The sequence below is a fragment of the Pseudomonas putida genome, from assembly GCF_026625125.1.
In the GTDB taxonomy this organism is placed as follows: Bacteria; Pseudomonadota; Gammaproteobacteria; order Pseudomonadales; family Pseudomonadaceae; genus Aquipseudomonas; species Aquipseudomonas putida_X.
The window spans coordinates 2,804,184-2,819,266 of sequence record NZ_CP113097.1; the positions used below are offsets into that span (position 1 = coordinate 2,804,184).

A 15,083-nucleotide genomic window follows, 5' to 3' on the forward strand; every position below is an offset into this window, starting at 1 on the left:
CGACATGAGTCGAACCATATGCTGACCCACTGGTCAGGATATTTACCTATCCAGCACTAGAGAGGTCAGCATGCACACGTACAACCTGACGTACCTGTTCAAGGGCGAACCGCGTGATCACCGTTTCGAGCTCAAACAGCACGGGCTTTCGCTTCATGAAGCCGCGTTGCATTTGATTGTGTTGCATTACGGGGATGGCGAAAACAGCCTGGTGATGCCAGCTGCAGATGCCTCCCCGACGGAGATTCTGCAGCAGGCCAAATCGCTTGAGATAACCCAAGTCGAAGTACATCCAGGCGAGTAAGCGTGGTCGGCGGGTTGCGCGCGTGCAGGCTGCTCAGCCTGCCTTCAAGCCGGCCAACTGCTGCTGAAGCTCGGCGAGCAACCGCCGACCCGCTGCTTCCACCAGGTCCCCGTACTGAGCGATGGCATTACACTCCCGGCAGGTGACAATCGATTTTCTGTGGAGCCTGCCGGGCTTTACCAAATCTTGCCCACCGCACGTGAGGCATTTCAGGGTGACACTCATGATCTTCCTCTCCATGGAACATGCGCAGGATCCTTCACTGCGTTTTTGTCGCGGCTGGCAATGATGATGCGGTACATGGAGTGGTCAAGTGGGTAAAACGTTCCTTCCGAAAGCAACTAAAGCAGAGCGGGCCCTTCAAAAGTTGCCAGGGAACGTTTTGCGCGTCACCAAGACCCCAACAGAACCGGAGATCGCGAAGTGATTGACCATCTGGACCACCTGGTACTGACCACCGTCGATGTCGATGCATGTAAAGATTTCTATGGCCGCGTGCTCGGCATGCGCCTGGAAACCTTCGGCCAAGGACGCTTGGCGTTCTGCTACGGCAATCAGAAGATCAATGTACATGTGCGGGGGCATGAGTTCGAGCCCAAAGCTCATCTGCCTGTTCCGGGCGCATTGGACCTGTGCTTCATCGCCAGTGTCAGCCTGGAAGCGGTCATCGCGCAGCTGGAACGTCAGCGTTGGCCGATCATCGAGGGGCCGATTCAGCGAACCGGTGCGACCGGGCCTATCCGTTCCGTGTACGTGCGCGACCCGGATCTCAACCTGATCGAGATTTCCGAGCAGTTGTGACTCAAGCTGGCAGTGGGCGATGCAGGCGTCACCAAGCGTGGCGAGAGGCGCGCCCGGCAAGCGGGCGCAGAAGGCTGAAAAGGCGGGCTGGTCTATCGCAGTACGACGGCGCCACGGCGGCAACGGGCTTCTCGGCCCCTTCGCCGCCAGGCGGATACAGGCAGCAGCTTACTTGATCAGCGGCACGCCACTGAGCTTCTGCAACTCGTCGAAGTCGATGTCAGCGCAGATCTCTACCACTTTCAGGCCGTCGGAGGTCACTTCCAGCACGGCCAGGTCGGTGTAGATGCGGCTGACGCAGCCGATACCGGTCAGCGGGTACGTGCACTCAGGCACGATCTTGCTTTCGCCTGTCTTGGTCAGGTGGTCCATCATCACGAACACCTGGCGCGCGCCGGTGGCCAGGTCCATCGCGCCGCCTACGGCCGGGATCGAACCCTCAGCGCCGGTGTGCCAGTTGGCCAGGTCACCTTTGACCGACACCTGGAAGGCGCCCAGAACGGCGATGTCCAGGTGGCCGCCACGCATCATCGAGAAGGAGTCGGCGTGGTGGAAGAACGCACCCCCGGTGAGCAGGGTCACGTGCTGCTTGCCGGCGTTGATCAGGTCATCGTCTTCCTCGCCCGGCGCGGGGCTCGGGCCCATGCCCAGCAAGCCGTTTTCGCTGTGCAGAAACACTTCCTTGTCGCCCAGGTAGTTGGCCACCAGCGTTGGCGCGCCGATGCCCAGATTCACATACGCGCCTTCCTGGATGTCTGCGGCCACACGCTGGGCCATCTGGGTGCGGGAAAGTTTTGTGGTAATGGTCATGGCAGGCCTCAGACAGCGTTGGCGATCGAAGAAGCAGCAGCGCCGGTAACGGCGACCACGCGCTGCACGAAGATGCCCGGGGTGATGATGTGTTCCGGGTCCAGTTCACCGAGTTCGACGATCTGGTCGACCTGAGCGATGGCGGTCTTGGCCGCCATGGCCATGATCGGGCCGAAGTTACGCGCCGCCTTGCGGTAGATCAGGTTGCCCCAACGGTCACCCTTGTACGCCTTGATCAGCGCGAAGTCGGCGTGCAACGGCATTTCCAGCACGTACTGGCGACCATCGATCTCGCGGGTTTCCTTGCCTTCGGACAGCAGCGTGCCGTAGCCGGTCGGCGAGAAGAATGCACCGATGCCCGAGCCTGCTGCACGGATACGTTCGGCCAGGTTGCCTTGCGGCACCACTTCCAGCTCGATCTTGCCGGCCCGATACAGTTCGTCGAAGACGTAGGAGTCGGACTGGCGTGGGAAGGAGCAGACCACCTTGCGCAAGCTGCCGGCCTTGAGCAGGGCGGCCAGGCCAATCTCGCCATTGCCGGCGTTGTTGCTGATGATGGTCAGGTCGCGAGTACCGGTATCGATCAGCGCATCGATCAGCTCGGACGGCATGCCGGCAGTGCCAAAACCACCGACCATGATGGTCGACCCGTCTGTGATTCCTTCCACCGCGCTGGCGATGGACTCATATGTTTTATTGATCAAAGCGAGCTCCTGGTTGTTCCTGGAGTATGGGTTGTGGGCCTGCCTGGCGCGCCCTTTGAACAGGGGGCCAGCCAGCGCTTGGGACATGTTTGCTGCATGTGCTAAGCGTGCCGCAAGATCGGGCACAAGTAGAGAGGGGGTAAGCGGATGGTGTGCGATTATCGAACCATTGTGCGATCTGCGGGCGGGGCTGTTGCCGATGTGGTCAGTGCCAAAGCCCCGTCGATCAACGGTGGTGGGCTAGCGCTGCGCAAGTTTTTCCGGGGTAATCCAAATCGTGCGACCAAGGCCATGCCTTCGACGGTCATGGCCATTCCCCTTGGACGCGCTCCCGGCGCAGGCAGTGGCTTGTGATAGTGGACCAGGCCGAACACACCACAGCTCGCGCCGTTATCGCTGACCGTGAGCAGAACAGCAAACACTGCTGTTCACGCGCAGGGCAGCTGGGCGGAACTCAGCCTGCCACGGCTTTGATCAATTGCTCGTTGAAGGCAGGAATATCGTCCGGCTGGCGGCTGCTGATCAGGTTGCCATCGACCACCACCTGTTCATCTACCCACGTGCCGCCGGCGTTGCGAATATCATCCTGCAAGGTCTTGTAGCTGGTCATCCGCTTGCCTTTGACCAACCCACTCGATATCAGCAACCAGGCACCGTGGCAGATGACCGCCAGGGGTCTGCCGGCAGCGTCATGGCTTTTGACCAGCTGTTGCGCGCCAGGGATCAAGCGAATGGTGTCGGAGTTCTGAACGCCGCCGGGCAGCACCAGGGCATCGTAAAGATCGACCTGGGCATTGTCGAAAGTCGTATCCACGGTGAATTCGTCGGCGGGCTTGTCATGGTTCCAGCCTCGGACCGTACCTTCTTTCTCACCCAGGATGTCGACCACCGCGCCGCTCTTTTCCAAAGCCTCACGGGGGCCGGTCAGTTCCACCTGCTCGAAGCCCTCAGTGACCAGAAACGCCACGCGCTTACCGCTCAGTTGTGCATTCATCATTGATCTCCTTTACCAATAAACCTTCAATAGGGGCCCGCCATGGCGAGCAAAGTTCCTGCTCGATGCTCAGCGGTGTGCTTAGCGGCGCCTGCGTGGCGAGCGGGTGGCGGCGAGCCCGGCGATGACACCGACGGCTGCCGCAACCACCCACAGGGTCATGTTGCCGTTGCTGGATTTCCAGCCGCCCTCCACGCTGCGCCGGTCATTGGTTGGCTCGAACAGGTTGCCAGAGGTGATCTGTGCACTGGGGCTGCGGTTCAACGCCCTGCGTGTCAGCCACCCTGTGACCAGCGCCAGGCGCGGCACGAGGTAGCTCGCCAGGTGGGCAAGGCGGGCGGCAGTGCCAACGGTGGTGTGGGCGCGAGGGGAAATAGCGCTGGCCACCATGGCCCTGGCTACCTGCTGCGGGTCGTAGATCGGCCCGGGCGGTGTGAGCGCATGGCCGGTGTAATTGCCACCATCCCTGAAGCCCGGGGTGTCCATGACCGCTGGATAAATGTCGCAGACGTGGATGTCCGGGAACTCGGTCAATTCGCCGCGCAGCGCCTCGGTCAGCCCGCGCAGGCCGAACTTGCTCGCCGAATAGGCCGCCGCGTAGGGTTGGGCGATCCAGCTTCCCAGTGACAGGGTGTTGATGAGAATGCCGCTGCGTTGGGCCTTGAAATAGGGCAGGGCCACGTAGGCGCCACGCAGGTAACCGATCAGGTCGGTCTGAATGACCTGTTCGTGTGCTTGCAGCGGTGTTTGCTCAAAGTTGCCCACCGCGCCAACGCCGGCATTATTGACCCAGATATCGATCCGTCCGTGGCCAAATTCGGCAGCCTGTGTGGCCAGCGCCTGCACCTGGTCGCTGCGGGTAACGTCGGTGACGATCGCCACGGCGTCTGTGCCACAGTCGGTGCACTCATCCAGCACATCGAACAAGGCTTGCTCATCGCGTGCAGCGAGCACCAACCGCGCGCCGGTGCAAGCGAATGCATGCGCCGCGGCCCTGCCTATACCACTGGAAGCGCCGGTGATGACCACGACCTTGCCACGCAACGGGCCCTTTAACGGGGTAGGGGCTGCAGGCTGGGCAGGTTCTGGGGCCTGCTCGAGGTTGTCCGCGGTAGGTGCGAGGGTGGCGCTGGCGGGTATCTTCGAGAGCTGCAGGGCCGTGCCGTCGATCAGCACCAGCTTCATGCCCTCGATGGTGCCCGCCACCCGGTCCGGGAAAACGGGTTCACCCTGCGCATCCAGGCTGTCATAGAGGAATTTCGTCCCTTCGAGCCAGCCTACTGCCGTGAGCAGCTCAGCGCCGAGGTAATACTTCCCGTCCTGAAAGAAACCAGGGAACTGATGAGCGCGCTCGACGTTCTCCACGCTGTAGCGTTCGCCTGGTTTCATGCCTGTCGCTTGATCGATCATGGTTCGAACCCCTTCGGTCAAAGGCCAGCGATCGCTTGGCGTTTGCTGTGTTCGTCGGACTCTGCGAGGCACAAGCCCCAATGAGGAGTGACTAAGCAACTGAAGCCGGCAGAGGCAGCAAAGTTCAGAGCAGATGGCAGGCGGCATGAGCAAGGCAACGAGCCCAAATGCGGATGGCGTGAACTTGCCGGATCTTCAGGCGGTCCACCGTCACTCAAGAATGGAAAAGGGAGTGAGGATGTCGACACCTGGCAAGCTCCGGACGCGTGCAACAGTGCTCTGCTTTCGCAGTGGCCGACTGTTGTTGGTGCGCCGTAAATCGCGTGGATGGAATTTCCCAGGTGGCAGCGTCAAGCCGCATGAGTGCCCCCTCAGTGCTGCCGTTCGTGAACTCCAGGAAGAAACGGGTATCCGCCGGCAACGCTTGGTACAGCTGTGTACTATCCGTGCCGGTCGAATTGTCCATCACATCTTTACCTTGCAGATCGATGAACGAGACCGGCCTGTGCCGCAGAACGAAATCGTGGCGTGCAAGTGGGTACAGCGCCGCAAGCTGGGACCGTCCCGGCTAGGGCCCGCAGCTGCTGAACTGCTGGCGCGCAAGCTTCCGGCCTTGGTCGCTTGACTGGAGAAGGTAGCGCTGTAGCTAGGCAAATGATGCCCGAGGGTTGGGCACTAAGCCGGTGAATCTCCTTGTTTCAGGCGCGCCACGTTACAGGCCAGCCACTCCATCCGGCCCGATTGTGCAAGTGCCCGGCGCGTGCAAACCCATCGGCTCATTTCCAGACAAAGCCATTACTTCAAGATGGCAGTTGACCTGAACCGTTTTTGATGGTCATCTGCGCGCCTGTTTCAGGTGCCCCCTGCCGCCGTGCATGGGGTGAAACGGGAAGCCGGTTCGTCATCCTCGCGATGATCAGTCCGGCGCTGCCCCCGCAACGGTATGCGAGCGAAGTATTCGACACACCACTGTGCCTCGGCATGGGAAGGTGAATGCTTCATGACCCTCGCGAGCCCGGAGACCGGCCTGAAGCACAGTTTGGCAAACCCGCGGTGGGCGGGCGCAGGCCGGTTTCCGTGGGCGTGCGCGCCTGCGCGTTCCCCATGCGTTGTTCCCTCCGGGATTCTTTCATTCCTGCTGCAAGTGGAAAGATATGTCCCGCTACTCGCTTTTCAGTTCTCTGCCAGGCACGTTGATGCGTGCAAGCCTGGTGCCTTGTGTTTTCATCACCGTCCCGGCGTACGGCGCCGAAGTTGACCAGGCACTGGCGTTACCGGCTACCGCCATTACAGGCACCCTCGGGCAAGACACCCCACCGGATCTGCATACCCCCAGCACCAGTGGTTCGCGTCTGAACCTCACACCCCTGGAAACGCCTGCGAGCGTCACCAGCATCAGCGCCGAGCAGATTCAAGCCCGCAACAACAACACCGTCCAGGATGCAGTGACGCGCTCGCCCGGCATCACCTTCATCGGTACCCCCGGCAACGGCGGCACGGCGCTCTCGGCCCGAGGGTTTACCGGGCACAGCTCCACCATGCAGCTGTACGACGGCACCCGGCTGTACGTGGGCGCCGGCACCGTCACCTTTCCTGTGGACACCTGGTCGGTCGAGCGCATCGACGTGCTGCGCGGCCCGGCATCGGTGCTCTATGGCGAGGGTGCCACGGGCGCGGTCATCAACGTGGTGCCGAAAAAGCCCTTCGATGGGGAAGTGCGCAACCATGTACGCTTGGGCTATGGCTCCAACGATCGTCGGCAGGTGGCGCTGGACAGCGGCGGCTCGCTGACCGATACGCTGAGCTACCGACTGAACCTCAACAAGCTTGCCAGTAACGGCTGGGTCGACCGCGGTGAATCAGAAAGCATCGCCGTCAGCGGCGCGTTGCACTGGCAACCGAATGACGACCTCAGCGTCACCCTCAGCCACGATTACGGTGATCAGGACCCACAGCAGTACTTCGGTACACCGCTGGTCAACGGGCATTACCAGGAGTCGATACGCGACCACAATTACAACGTCGATAACGCCGAGGTCCGCTACAACGACCAGTCCACGCGGCTGGTCACTGACTGGGTGATCAGCGACAACCTCACCGCCAGCAATCAGTTGTACTTCCTCAAGGCTCAACGCCGCTGGCGCAACGCCGAGAGCTATACCTGGCTGCCGGGTGGTCAGGTGCAGCGCAGCAACTTCATCAGCATCAAGCAGGTCCAGGAGCAGATCGGCGATCGCCAGTCGTTTACCTTGCAGCATTCGCTGTTCGGGCTGGACAGCCAGACGGTGGTCGGCGCCGACTACAACTCGATCCGGTTCGTGCGCAAGCATGACTTCGGCAACACCCACACCGATACCGTGCCGCTGTCCGGTTCGGGTGGCGGCGACTACATCAGCACTGACCCCTACCGCTCGCGCGAAGCCAACCAGGCCAAGCAGTTCTCGTTGTTCGCCGAAAACCGTACGCAGCTTACCGAGCGGTTGTCGTTGATTACCGGGGTGCGGCGTGACCAGGTGCACCTGGACCGTGATGATCTGGATACCGATACCCGGTCGGATCGCAGCCTGAATGGCGACAACTGGCGAGCGGGCCTGGTGTTCGCGCTTAGCCAGGACCTCTCGGTCTACGGCCAGTACGCCACCAGCACCGAGGGCGTCAGCAACCTGCTGACGCTCAGCGCCGCGCAACAAAGCTGGGACCTGAGCACCGCCAAACAGACCGAGGTGGGCATCAAGCAGATGCTGCCTGAGGGCCGTGGCGAGTGGACCCTGGCGGCCTACCACATCGTCAAGAAGAAGCTGCTCAGCACCGATCCGCTCAACCCGACGGTGCAGCAACAGATCGGCCAGCAGTCTTCGGACGGCATCGAAGTCACGCTGGCGCTACGCCTGCCCTACGATATGCAGCTTTCAGCCAACGCCGCCTGGGTGCGTGCCGAATACGACGAGTTTGCCAGCGGCAGCAACGACTACAGTGGCAACCGGCCCGTCAACGTACCGCGGCGTTCGGCCAACCTGTGGTTGAGCAAGGACTTCGGTCAGCGCTTCAGCGCCGGGGCAGGGGCGCGTTATGTCGACAGCCGCTATGGCGATAACGCCAACACCGTGCAGGTGCCGAGCTACACCGTGGTCGATGCCAACGTCGACTGGCATGTCCAACCTGATCTCACGCTGGGCCTGCAAGTGAACAATCTGTTCGACCGCCAGTACGCCACCACCACAGACAACAACGGCCTGCAGTGGTACCTGGGCGAGCCGCGTTCGTTCTTCGTGACGGCTGACTACAGCTTCTGACGGGGCCGCCACCGGCCTTCGGGCCGGTGCTTGCTGGAGTGGGTTCAATGATGCATCTGAAAATCGACGGCCTGCATTGGTCTGTGCCTGAGCGAGGCGGCAGGCAACGCCCGTTGCTGCACGCCGTGGATCTGTGTGTCGGCAAGGGAGAGTTCGTTGGGCTGATTGGCCCCAACGGCAGCGGCAAGACCAGCTTGCTGCGCTGCGCCTACCGGGCTACGCAGCCAACCGCAGGCCAGGTCAGCTTGAACGGCGTCGAGTTGTGGCAGCGCAACCCGCGCTGGTGCGCCCAACGCATTGCCGTGGTTCTGCAGGAGTTTCCAGAGGAGTTCGGGTTGAGTGTCGGCGAAGTGGTCGCCATGGGCCGCTCGCCGCACAAATCGCTGTTTGAAGGGGACACAGCCGACGATCTGCAACTGGTCGCTGAGGTGCTCGAACGGGTAGGGCTGAGCGGCTACCGCGAACGGACCTTCGCCACGTTGTCGGGAGGTGAAAAGCAGCGAGTGCTGCTGGCCCGTGCGCTGGTACAGCGCCCTGAAATGCTCATTCTCGATGAACCGACCAACCATCTCGACCCCCGCTATCAACTCGGGTTGCTGCAGCATTTGCGAGGCCTGGGCCTGAGCACCCTGGCCAGTTTTCACGACCTCAACCTGGCAGCGGCGTTTTGCGACCGCTTGTACGTCATCGACGGCGGGCGAATCATTGCCAGCGGCGCGCCGCAGCAGGTGTTGACCGTCGAGCTACTGTGGCAGGTCTTCGGCCTGCAAGCGCTGATCGACACGCACCCGCTGCATCCTTACCCACGCATTACCTGGATAACCCGGCCATGAACATCTACGCCTTGATCGGCCTGTTGTCTCTGCTGATGGCATTGCCCATCGCGGCCAGTGAATACCCATTGAACATCCGCAGTTGTGAGCGTTCGGTGAGTTTCAGCAAAGCGCCGCAGCGGGTTGTGGTGCACGATGTGAACATGACCGCCATGCTGTTGCACCTGGGCCTGCGCGAGCGCATCGTCGGTTACACCGGCTTTACCCGCCACAAACACCGCGACCCATGGATCGATGATGCGCTGGAGGGCGTGCCGCAACTGGCCAGTCGTTACCCCTCCATCGAAACCTTGCTGGCGATAGACGCCGACTTGTTCTTCGCTGGCTGGAACTACGGCATGCACGTGGGTGGCCCGGTCACGCCCGCAACGCTGGCAGCGTTTGAGATCCCGGTCTATGAACTGAGCGAGTCGTGCTCCTGGGTCATGCCCCAGCAACGCGCCAGCTTCGATGATGTCTCCCGCGACCTGGGCAATCTGGGCCGCATCTTCAGTGTCGAGCCGCAAGCCGAAGCCCTCACGGCGCACATGCGCCAGCAGGTTGCCGAGGTGCGCAGGCGGGTAGCTCAGGCGCAGCATCGGCCACGGGTATTCCTTTACGACAGCGGTGAAGACCGGCCGACCACGTCGGGGCGCCTGGGCATGCCGCAGGCCTTGGTCGATGCTGCCGGTGGCGTGAATGTGATGCAGGACGTGGCGGCCAGCTGGACGCAGGTGAACTGGGAGAGCGTGGTGGAACGCGACCCTGAAGTGATTTTGATCGTCGATTACGGCCCTAGAACCTGGCAGCAGAAGCGCGACTTCCTGTTGCGCCAACCTGCGTTGAAGGATGTGCGGGCCATACGCGAGCAGCGCTTTGTCCCCTTGACGTACCTGCAAGTCACCCCTTCGGTGGAAAACGCCGAGGCCGTCGCGAAGATCGCGCGGGCGTTGCATCCGGCGTTGTTCAAGGAGGCAACACCATGACCTGGGGGCGCAGCCCGGGGAGTTATCGCTGGCTGATCGTGATCCTGGTTGTGCTGTTGGTGCTTTCTTCAGTGATCGCTCTGGCATTCGGCCCGGCCTCGGTCCCGGTGGGCCATGTGTTCGGGATCGTTGCCCAGCAGTTGGGCGTCGATCTTCCGGGAGCGTGGAGCAACAGCCAGGCGCAGATCGTCTGGATGATCCGCGCACCGCGTGTGTTGTTAGGGGTAGTGGTAGGCGCGGGGCTGGCATTGGTGGGTACCGCCCTGCAGGCCGTCACGCGCAATCCGCTGGCCGACCCGCACCTGCTGGGCGTGAGCTCTGGCGCCGCGCTGGGCGCGGTGCTGGTCATGCTGTACCTCGGCGAATTCATCGGCGTGTTCAGCCTGCCCCTGGCAGCTTTTGTGGGGGCAGCGGCGAGCATGCTGTTGGTTATCGCCGTGGCCAGGCGTGGAGGGCGCATGGAGAGTGACCGCCTGCTTTTGGCGGGTGTCGCGGTGTCATTCGTCCTGATGGCCTTGGTCAACCTGTTGCTGTACACCGCTGACCAGCATGCTGCAGCCTCGGTGGTGTTCTGGATGTTGGGTGGGCTGGGCGCGGCGCGCTGGAGCGTTATCGGCTTGCCGGCAGTGTGTGTGTTGCTTGGGTTGCTTGTGCTACAGGTGATGGGGCGTGGCCTGAACGCGCTCATGAGCGGAGAGCAGACCGCGATCAGCCTGGGGTTCAGCGGCCGCCGCCTGCGTCTTCATGTATTCATCTGCACGTCGTTGCTGACAGGGGTGCTGGTTTCGCTTTCGGGCGCCATAGGCTTCGTGGGGCTGATGGTGCCGCACGTGGCGCGTGCGCTGGTGGGGGCGGAAAACCGGCGGTTGATGCCGGTCAGCGCGCTGCTCGGCGGGCTGTTCATCGTTTGGGTGGATGTGGCTGCGCGCACGCTGATCGCGCCGGAGGACCTGCCGATTGGCATTGCCACTGCAGCCTTGGGTGGGCTGTTCTTCATCGTGCTGCTCAAGCGTTGAGAGCACGGCAAGCGACGGCCTGGTCGCTTGCCGTGTCTTGCGTCAGAAGTCGACGGTGAGCCCCGCATACAGGGCGCGACCGTCGCCGGGGGAGTGCAGCGATGCATCGGCACCGTCCGGGTCGTACCAGACGTATTCGTAGTAGCGATCGGTCAGGTTCTTCAGTTGCAGGTCGACGCTCAGCGTTTCGCTGAGCTTGTAGGTGGCGCCGAGGTTCATCAGCACGTAGCCGCCATACGTACCTTGGGTGTTCTCCCGCTCCAGGTAGTAGTTGGTCTGCCCGTTCGCCCAGGCAGTCAGCTGCAGCTTCGGGGTAGCCTGATAGCTGATGCCGGTGTTCCACAGATGGTGGGGCACGTGATCGATTTCCTGGCCTTTGCTGCCTGGTAAGGCGCTGCTGGGCTCCAGGATCTTGGAGTACTGCCAGGAGTAGGACATCCACACCTCAGTGCGTTCGTCCGGGTGCAGGTTGACCTGCAGGTCATAGCCCCAGCGGCGTGTTTCACCAACGTTGTCCGACTCCCCGCTGGGGTCGTTCAGGCGACGGCTCACCTCGCCAGAGGCGTCCTGACGCCAATAAGCCACGCGGCCATCGATCCAGCTGGCCGGGGTGAACTTGACGCCCGTTTCCCAGCCTTCGTTGATCGATGGGTCCAGGTCCTCGTTGCGCGGCGGCACCTTGTAGGCTGCAGCGCCCGTCCCGACCTGGAAGGTCCGGCCCCAGTTGGCGTAAACGCTGGCGAACTTCCACGGCGAATAGACAATGCTGAGCTTGGGCTGCTTGATCAGCCCGTAGTCGTTGATGTCCGAGTCCAGCCCGGTCATCTTGTTGGTAAAGTCACCGCTGATCTTGTCGACGCGATAGGCCGGCACGATCTTGAGCGACTCCACTGGCTCGATTTCAGCCTGCACATAGGCCCCGACCGTGTTGAAGTCGAAGTCCTGGTCACGGGTCTGCGCCTGCCGCACGCGATTGATCGTGCGGTATCGCTCGCTGCGGTTCTGCTGTTTCTGCACATCGCTTCCGCCTTCAAGGGCGAACGCATGCAGCCAGTCCACCTGTGGCCGCCAGGTCAGCGAGGTAATGGCACCGTACTGATCCTCGTAAGTGTCGCGCTCCTGTTGTGAACTGGTGCGCCAGTACTGCGTCCAGCGACGGTCGTCATAGGTGTTGAGGTAGGTCTTGGCCGACCAGGACAGCGTTTCGGCCAGGTCGGTGTCGAAGTGCACGCTGACCTGGTTCATTCGCCGCGTGCCTTTGTCCGTGGCGTTGTAGTCATTGCTCATGCGCGGATGATGGCGGGCGTCATCCTCGGTCAGGTAGCCGGCCTCCTGGGCTTCGGACTCGTAGTGGCGGGCGATCAGGCCAAGGCGATAGCTGCCATCGTCAGGGGTATAGAACCATTTGCCGCCGAAGCTGTAGCGTTCGGTATCGGCATGGTCGCGGTAACCGTCGACCTGCTGGCGGGCGAAGAAGTAGTTCTGCGTCCAGTTGCTGGTCTCGATGCCCTTGGCCAGTTGCACCTCGCGGGTGTTGAAGCTGCCGTAGCGCAGGCGCGCCTTGTTGTAGTTGCCGCCGGTGCGGGTGTTGATATTGACGTTGCCGGCGATGTTGTTCAGGCCATAGCGCGGGTCGCTGGTGCCGCGCACCACCTCGATGCTGTCGATGTCCATGGGGAACACCGAGTCGATGAAGGGCATGTTGCCGTCATTGGTGTTGCTGGGGATGCCATCGATCAGCAACTTCACCGCGTTCACTTCGCCTTCGCCATTGAAGCCGCGGAACGACAATTTGCCTGAGGTGGTGCCCTGGTTGAACTCGGTGAGCATCACCCCTGGCGCGCGGCTGAACAGCTCCCAGCTGTAGGCCACGGGCATTTTTTCGAGGATGTCACCGCCCAGAATGTCCACCGAACTGAGCACGCTGCTGGTGGCCAGCGGGCCGCTTTCGGTACTGGTCACGTTGACCGCGCCAAGGGTGAGGGTGGAGTTTTCAGCAGGCAGAGTTTCGGCAACGGCCAGCGACAGGGGGCTGAGGCTGAACAAAGCGAGCACGGGCAGGACAGCGCGTGCGGTGCAACGGAACGCAGGCATGGAAGGTTTCCTGGTCAGACAGTCGGGCAGGGCTGCGCACCGAAGGTCACGGTGCAGCCGTGGGCAAGCAACGACAGGTCAGGCCAGGGGAGAGGCACGCGGGTTGAGCTTTGGCCACTGCTCGCGCGGCAGCAACAGCGTGTGGCTGGCGCCGAGCAGCAGCGCGTCGGGCCAGTAGCGGGGATAGAGGTGGCGATAATGGTCGCTGGCCAACATGGCATGGCCGGCATGACCACAGCAGCAGTCGCCTGCCGGGTGTTTCGTCTCGGACTGATCGCCGAGTTGCGGCAGTTCGGCTTTGAGCTGGGCCAGCAACGATTTGGGCAGGCTCTGCGCACCGTGCAGGCTGCAGAAGCTGCCGAGAATCAGCGATTGGCTGTCGATGCGGGGTGTTTGCAAGGCACGGTCGAGCGGCATCGCCAGCAGGTTGAACAGCATGGCGAGACAGGCGAGGAGGCAAAAATGTGCGCGAGCACGTATCGTCATGAAACCCCCGGACGGGTAAGGCGTGCATTAAGCCGCATCTGTTGCGGGCTGTAAAAGTTCAGCGGTGCGCCATTTTGTCGCAGGCGCACCCCACCGAAGGCTCAATGACTGCGCATGCCGGCGGCCACCTTGGGAGCGTCCTGGCCGGCTCTGCGCTGTTGTCTGCGTGGGATTGCACCGAGCCATTGCGATGGCGGCGCCACTGTAAGGACCGTGGTGGGTCTGACCAACTGTGACAATCTGTCCCTGGGGGCCACCCGCATTGGCCAATGGCGTCCAACTGCGCCAAGTGTGGCGGCTTGTCGCAGACGGGGCAGGCCACCGCTGAAGCTTCTACGGGGCCGGTTTCGATGCTAAAGTCGCCGCCCATGAACCGTCTGCCTTCAAACCGACCCCTCGTTGCCTGGGCACTGTACTTCTGTGTCCTGTTCAATGTACTTGGCTGTGGCCTGGCCCACGGGCAGGCAGTGGGGCTGGCGCTGAATGGATTCGGCGGCGCGTTCTGCAGCTTGGGTGGCGATACCGCCCCTCTGAAGGCCAAGCAGGACGGCGCCCTGGCGAGCGACTTGAGCATTCCGTTCAGTTGCCCGATGGGCTCGGCGGCTTTTCTTACCCTGGTCTTTCTCATCGCTGTCGGCTGGCTGCTGGCCAGCAGCGAGCGCCGGCCAATCCTGCGTGAAGTACGCAGCCATGCCCCGCCGCGTTATTGCTGGCCCTCATCCAACCCTCGCGCTTCACCTCTCTGACGCTACCTGCGCCTAGGCGCCGTGGCGGGCCAGTGCCTGCCATTAACACGCCGGATCTACGGTGCATGCTCAAGCATGCACCTGCCGGTTGGTTTGGCCGTCGTTGGAGGTAAGCCCTCATGACCTGTCGAATCTCCACGCCCGCGCTACCTGGCGAGGCATGAACATGCGCCATTGCGGCCTGCGCGCACGCACCTGGGATAGCCTCTGGGTCGCCGCGTTGCTTGCCATGCTGCTCAAGGTATTGGCATTGCCCATGGCCAGTACCCTGGGCGACCTGAGCCTGGCGCAGTTGCTGGCGGGCAGTTATTGCTCGTCGGGCGGCGTTCAGCCGGCCATGCCGGACAAGGACGGCAACCTCAGCCCGAAGACGTCCGCCCCGGGGCATTGCTGTTGCGCCCAGGGCGGCCCTGCACCTCTGCCTGCCTCGTTGATCCTGGCCGGCTTCGTGCTGCCCGTGCTGCCGGTCGACCAGCAGCCCGCCGTTCTGGTGCATTCACCGCGGCACTGCTGGCCGTCGATCAACCCCCGTGCCTCCCCGACGTCGATCGCCTGACCCGCAAGGACCCAGGCCGCACCCGCTGGAAGCGGGGCGTCGGCCTGCCGATGGCTAGCCGTACCCAGGAG

General features: G+C 62.4%; 16 protein-coding genes and 1 riboswitch. Of the genes, 9 read left to right on the plus strand and 7 right to left on the minus strand.

Annotation, left to right across the window (positions count from 1 at the left end):
* The first annotated feature begins 70 nt into the window (after positions 1-70).
* On the plus strand, positions 71-304 hold the full coding sequence (locus OSW16_RS12905) for a hypothetical protein (protein WP_241806912.1): 234 nt from the start codon (positions 71-73) through the stop codon (positions 302-304).
* Between the two features lie 33 nt (positions 305-337).
* Here OSW16_RS12905 and OSW16_RS12910 read toward each other — a convergent pair whose 3' ends face one another.
* Entirely contained in the window at positions 338-529 is a 192-nt protein-coding gene (locus OSW16_RS12910; RefSeq protein WP_267823668.1) for a hypothetical protein, read from the minus strand.
* A 198-nt stretch (positions 530-727) separates the two neighbouring features.
* On the opposite strand from OSW16_RS12910, the gene OSW16_RS12915 reads away from it, so the two are divergent.
* Complete coding sequence (locus OSW16_RS12915) at positions 728-1,105, plus strand: VOC family protein (RefSeq protein ID WP_267823670.1); 378 nt, start codon at positions 728-730, stop codon at positions 1,103-1,105.
* A gap of 168 nt (positions 1,106-1,273) precedes the next feature.
* Here OSW16_RS12915 and OSW16_RS12920 read toward each other — a convergent pair whose 3' ends face one another.
* The 4 genes from OSW16_RS12920 to OSW16_RS12935 form a co-directional block, all read right to left on the minus strand.
* Positions 1,274-1,915 carry a 3-oxoacid CoA-transferase subunit B gene (locus OSW16_RS12920; RefSeq protein WP_241806915.1) on the minus strand — a complete coding sequence of 214 codons (642 nt, stop codon included), beginning with the start codon at positions 1,913-1,915 and terminating at the stop codon, positions 1,274-1,276.
* Positions 1,916-1,923: 8 nt separating this feature from the next.
* The gene (locus OSW16_RS12925; RefSeq protein WP_267823673.1) at positions 1,924-2,619 is read right to left on the minus strand and encodes a 3-oxoacid CoA-transferase subunit A; all 696 of its coding nucleotides are present in this window, start codon (positions 2,617-2,619) and stop codon (positions 1,924-1,926) included.
* A gap of 454 nt (positions 2,620-3,073) precedes the next feature.
* A complete protein-coding gene (locus OSW16_RS12930; protein ID WP_267823675.1) occupies positions 3,074-3,613 on the minus strand; it encodes a type 1 glutamine amidotransferase domain-containing protein in 540 nt (179 codons plus the stop codon).
* 81 nt (positions 3,614-3,694) lie between these two features.
* On the minus strand, positions 3,695-5,023 hold the full coding sequence (locus OSW16_RS12935) for an SDR family oxidoreductase (RefSeq protein ID WP_267823677.1): 1,329 nt from the start codon (positions 5,021-5,023) through the stop codon (positions 3,695-3,697).
* A 145-nt stretch (positions 5,024-5,168) separates the two neighbouring features.
* Here OSW16_RS12935 and OSW16_RS12940 point away from each other — a divergent pair, with 145 nt between their 5' ends.
* The 5 genes from OSW16_RS12940 to OSW16_RS12960 all read left to right on the plus strand — a co-directional run bounded on the left by OSW16_RS12940 (position 5,169) and on the right by OSW16_RS12960 (position 11,130).
* Positions 5,169-5,648: an NUDIX domain-containing protein gene (locus OSW16_RS12940; protein ID WP_267823679.1), complete on the plus strand. Its 480-nt coding sequence runs from the start codon at positions 5,169-5,171 to the stop codon at positions 5,646-5,648.
* A gap of 212 nt (positions 5,649-5,860) precedes the next feature.
* A riboswitch (cobalamin riboswitch) is annotated at positions 5,861-6,069 on the plus strand.
* A 108-nt stretch (positions 6,070-6,177) separates the two neighbouring features.
* Positions 6,178-8,316 (plus strand): TonB-dependent receptor, encoded by a 2,139-nt coding sequence (locus tag OSW16_RS12945; RefSeq protein ID WP_418942151.1) that lies wholly within the window; start codon positions 6,178-6,180, stop codon positions 8,314-8,316.
* A gap of 47 nt (positions 8,317-8,363) precedes the next feature.
* Positions 8,364-9,149, plus strand: a complete 786-nt coding sequence (locus OSW16_RS12950; RefSeq protein ID WP_267823683.1) for an ABC transporter ATP-binding protein — start codon at positions 8,364-8,366, stop codon at positions 9,147-9,149.
* Positions 9,146-10,114, plus strand: a complete 969-nt coding sequence (locus tag OSW16_RS12955; RefSeq protein ID WP_267823685.1) for an ABC transporter substrate-binding protein — start codon at positions 9,146-9,148, stop codon at positions 10,112-10,114. The genes OSW16_RS12950 and OSW16_RS12955 overlap by 4 nt, the downstream gene beginning before the upstream one ends.
* A complete protein-coding gene (locus OSW16_RS12960; protein ID WP_267823687.1) occupies positions 10,111-11,130 on the plus strand; it encodes a FecCD family ABC transporter permease in 1,020 nt (339 codons plus the stop codon). Before OSW16_RS12955 ends, OSW16_RS12960 begins: the two co-directional genes overlap by 4 nt.
* A gap of 42 nt (positions 11,131-11,172) precedes the next feature.
* On the opposite strand, the gene OSW16_RS12965 is transcribed toward OSW16_RS12960, so the two are convergent.
* Both OSW16_RS12965 and OSW16_RS12970 read right to left on the minus strand, forming a co-directional pair.
* Positions 11,173-13,224: a TonB-dependent receptor gene (locus OSW16_RS12965; protein ID WP_267823689.1), complete on the minus strand. Its 2,052-nt coding sequence runs from the start codon at positions 13,222-13,224 to the stop codon at positions 11,173-11,175.
* A gap of 78 nt (positions 13,225-13,302) precedes the next feature.
* Entirely contained in the window at positions 13,303-13,710 is a 408-nt protein-coding gene (locus OSW16_RS12970) for a DUF2946 family protein (protein WP_267823691.1), read from the minus strand.
* A gap of 368 nt (positions 13,711-14,078) precedes the next feature.
* On the opposite strand from OSW16_RS12970, the gene OSW16_RS12975 reads away from it, so the two are divergent.
* Together OSW16_RS12975 and OSW16_RS12980 are read left to right on the plus strand one after the other, a co-directional pair.
* A complete protein-coding gene (locus OSW16_RS12975) occupies positions 14,079-14,456 on the plus strand; it encodes a DUF2946 family protein (protein WP_267823693.1) in 378 nt (125 codons plus the stop codon).
* 160 nt (positions 14,457-14,616) lie between these two features.
* Positions 14,617-15,012 (plus strand): DUF2946 family protein, encoded by a 396-nt coding sequence (locus OSW16_RS12980; protein WP_267823695.1) that lies wholly within the window; start codon positions 14,617-14,619, stop codon positions 15,010-15,012.
* The last annotated feature ends 71 nt before the right edge of the window (positions 15,013-15,083 follow it).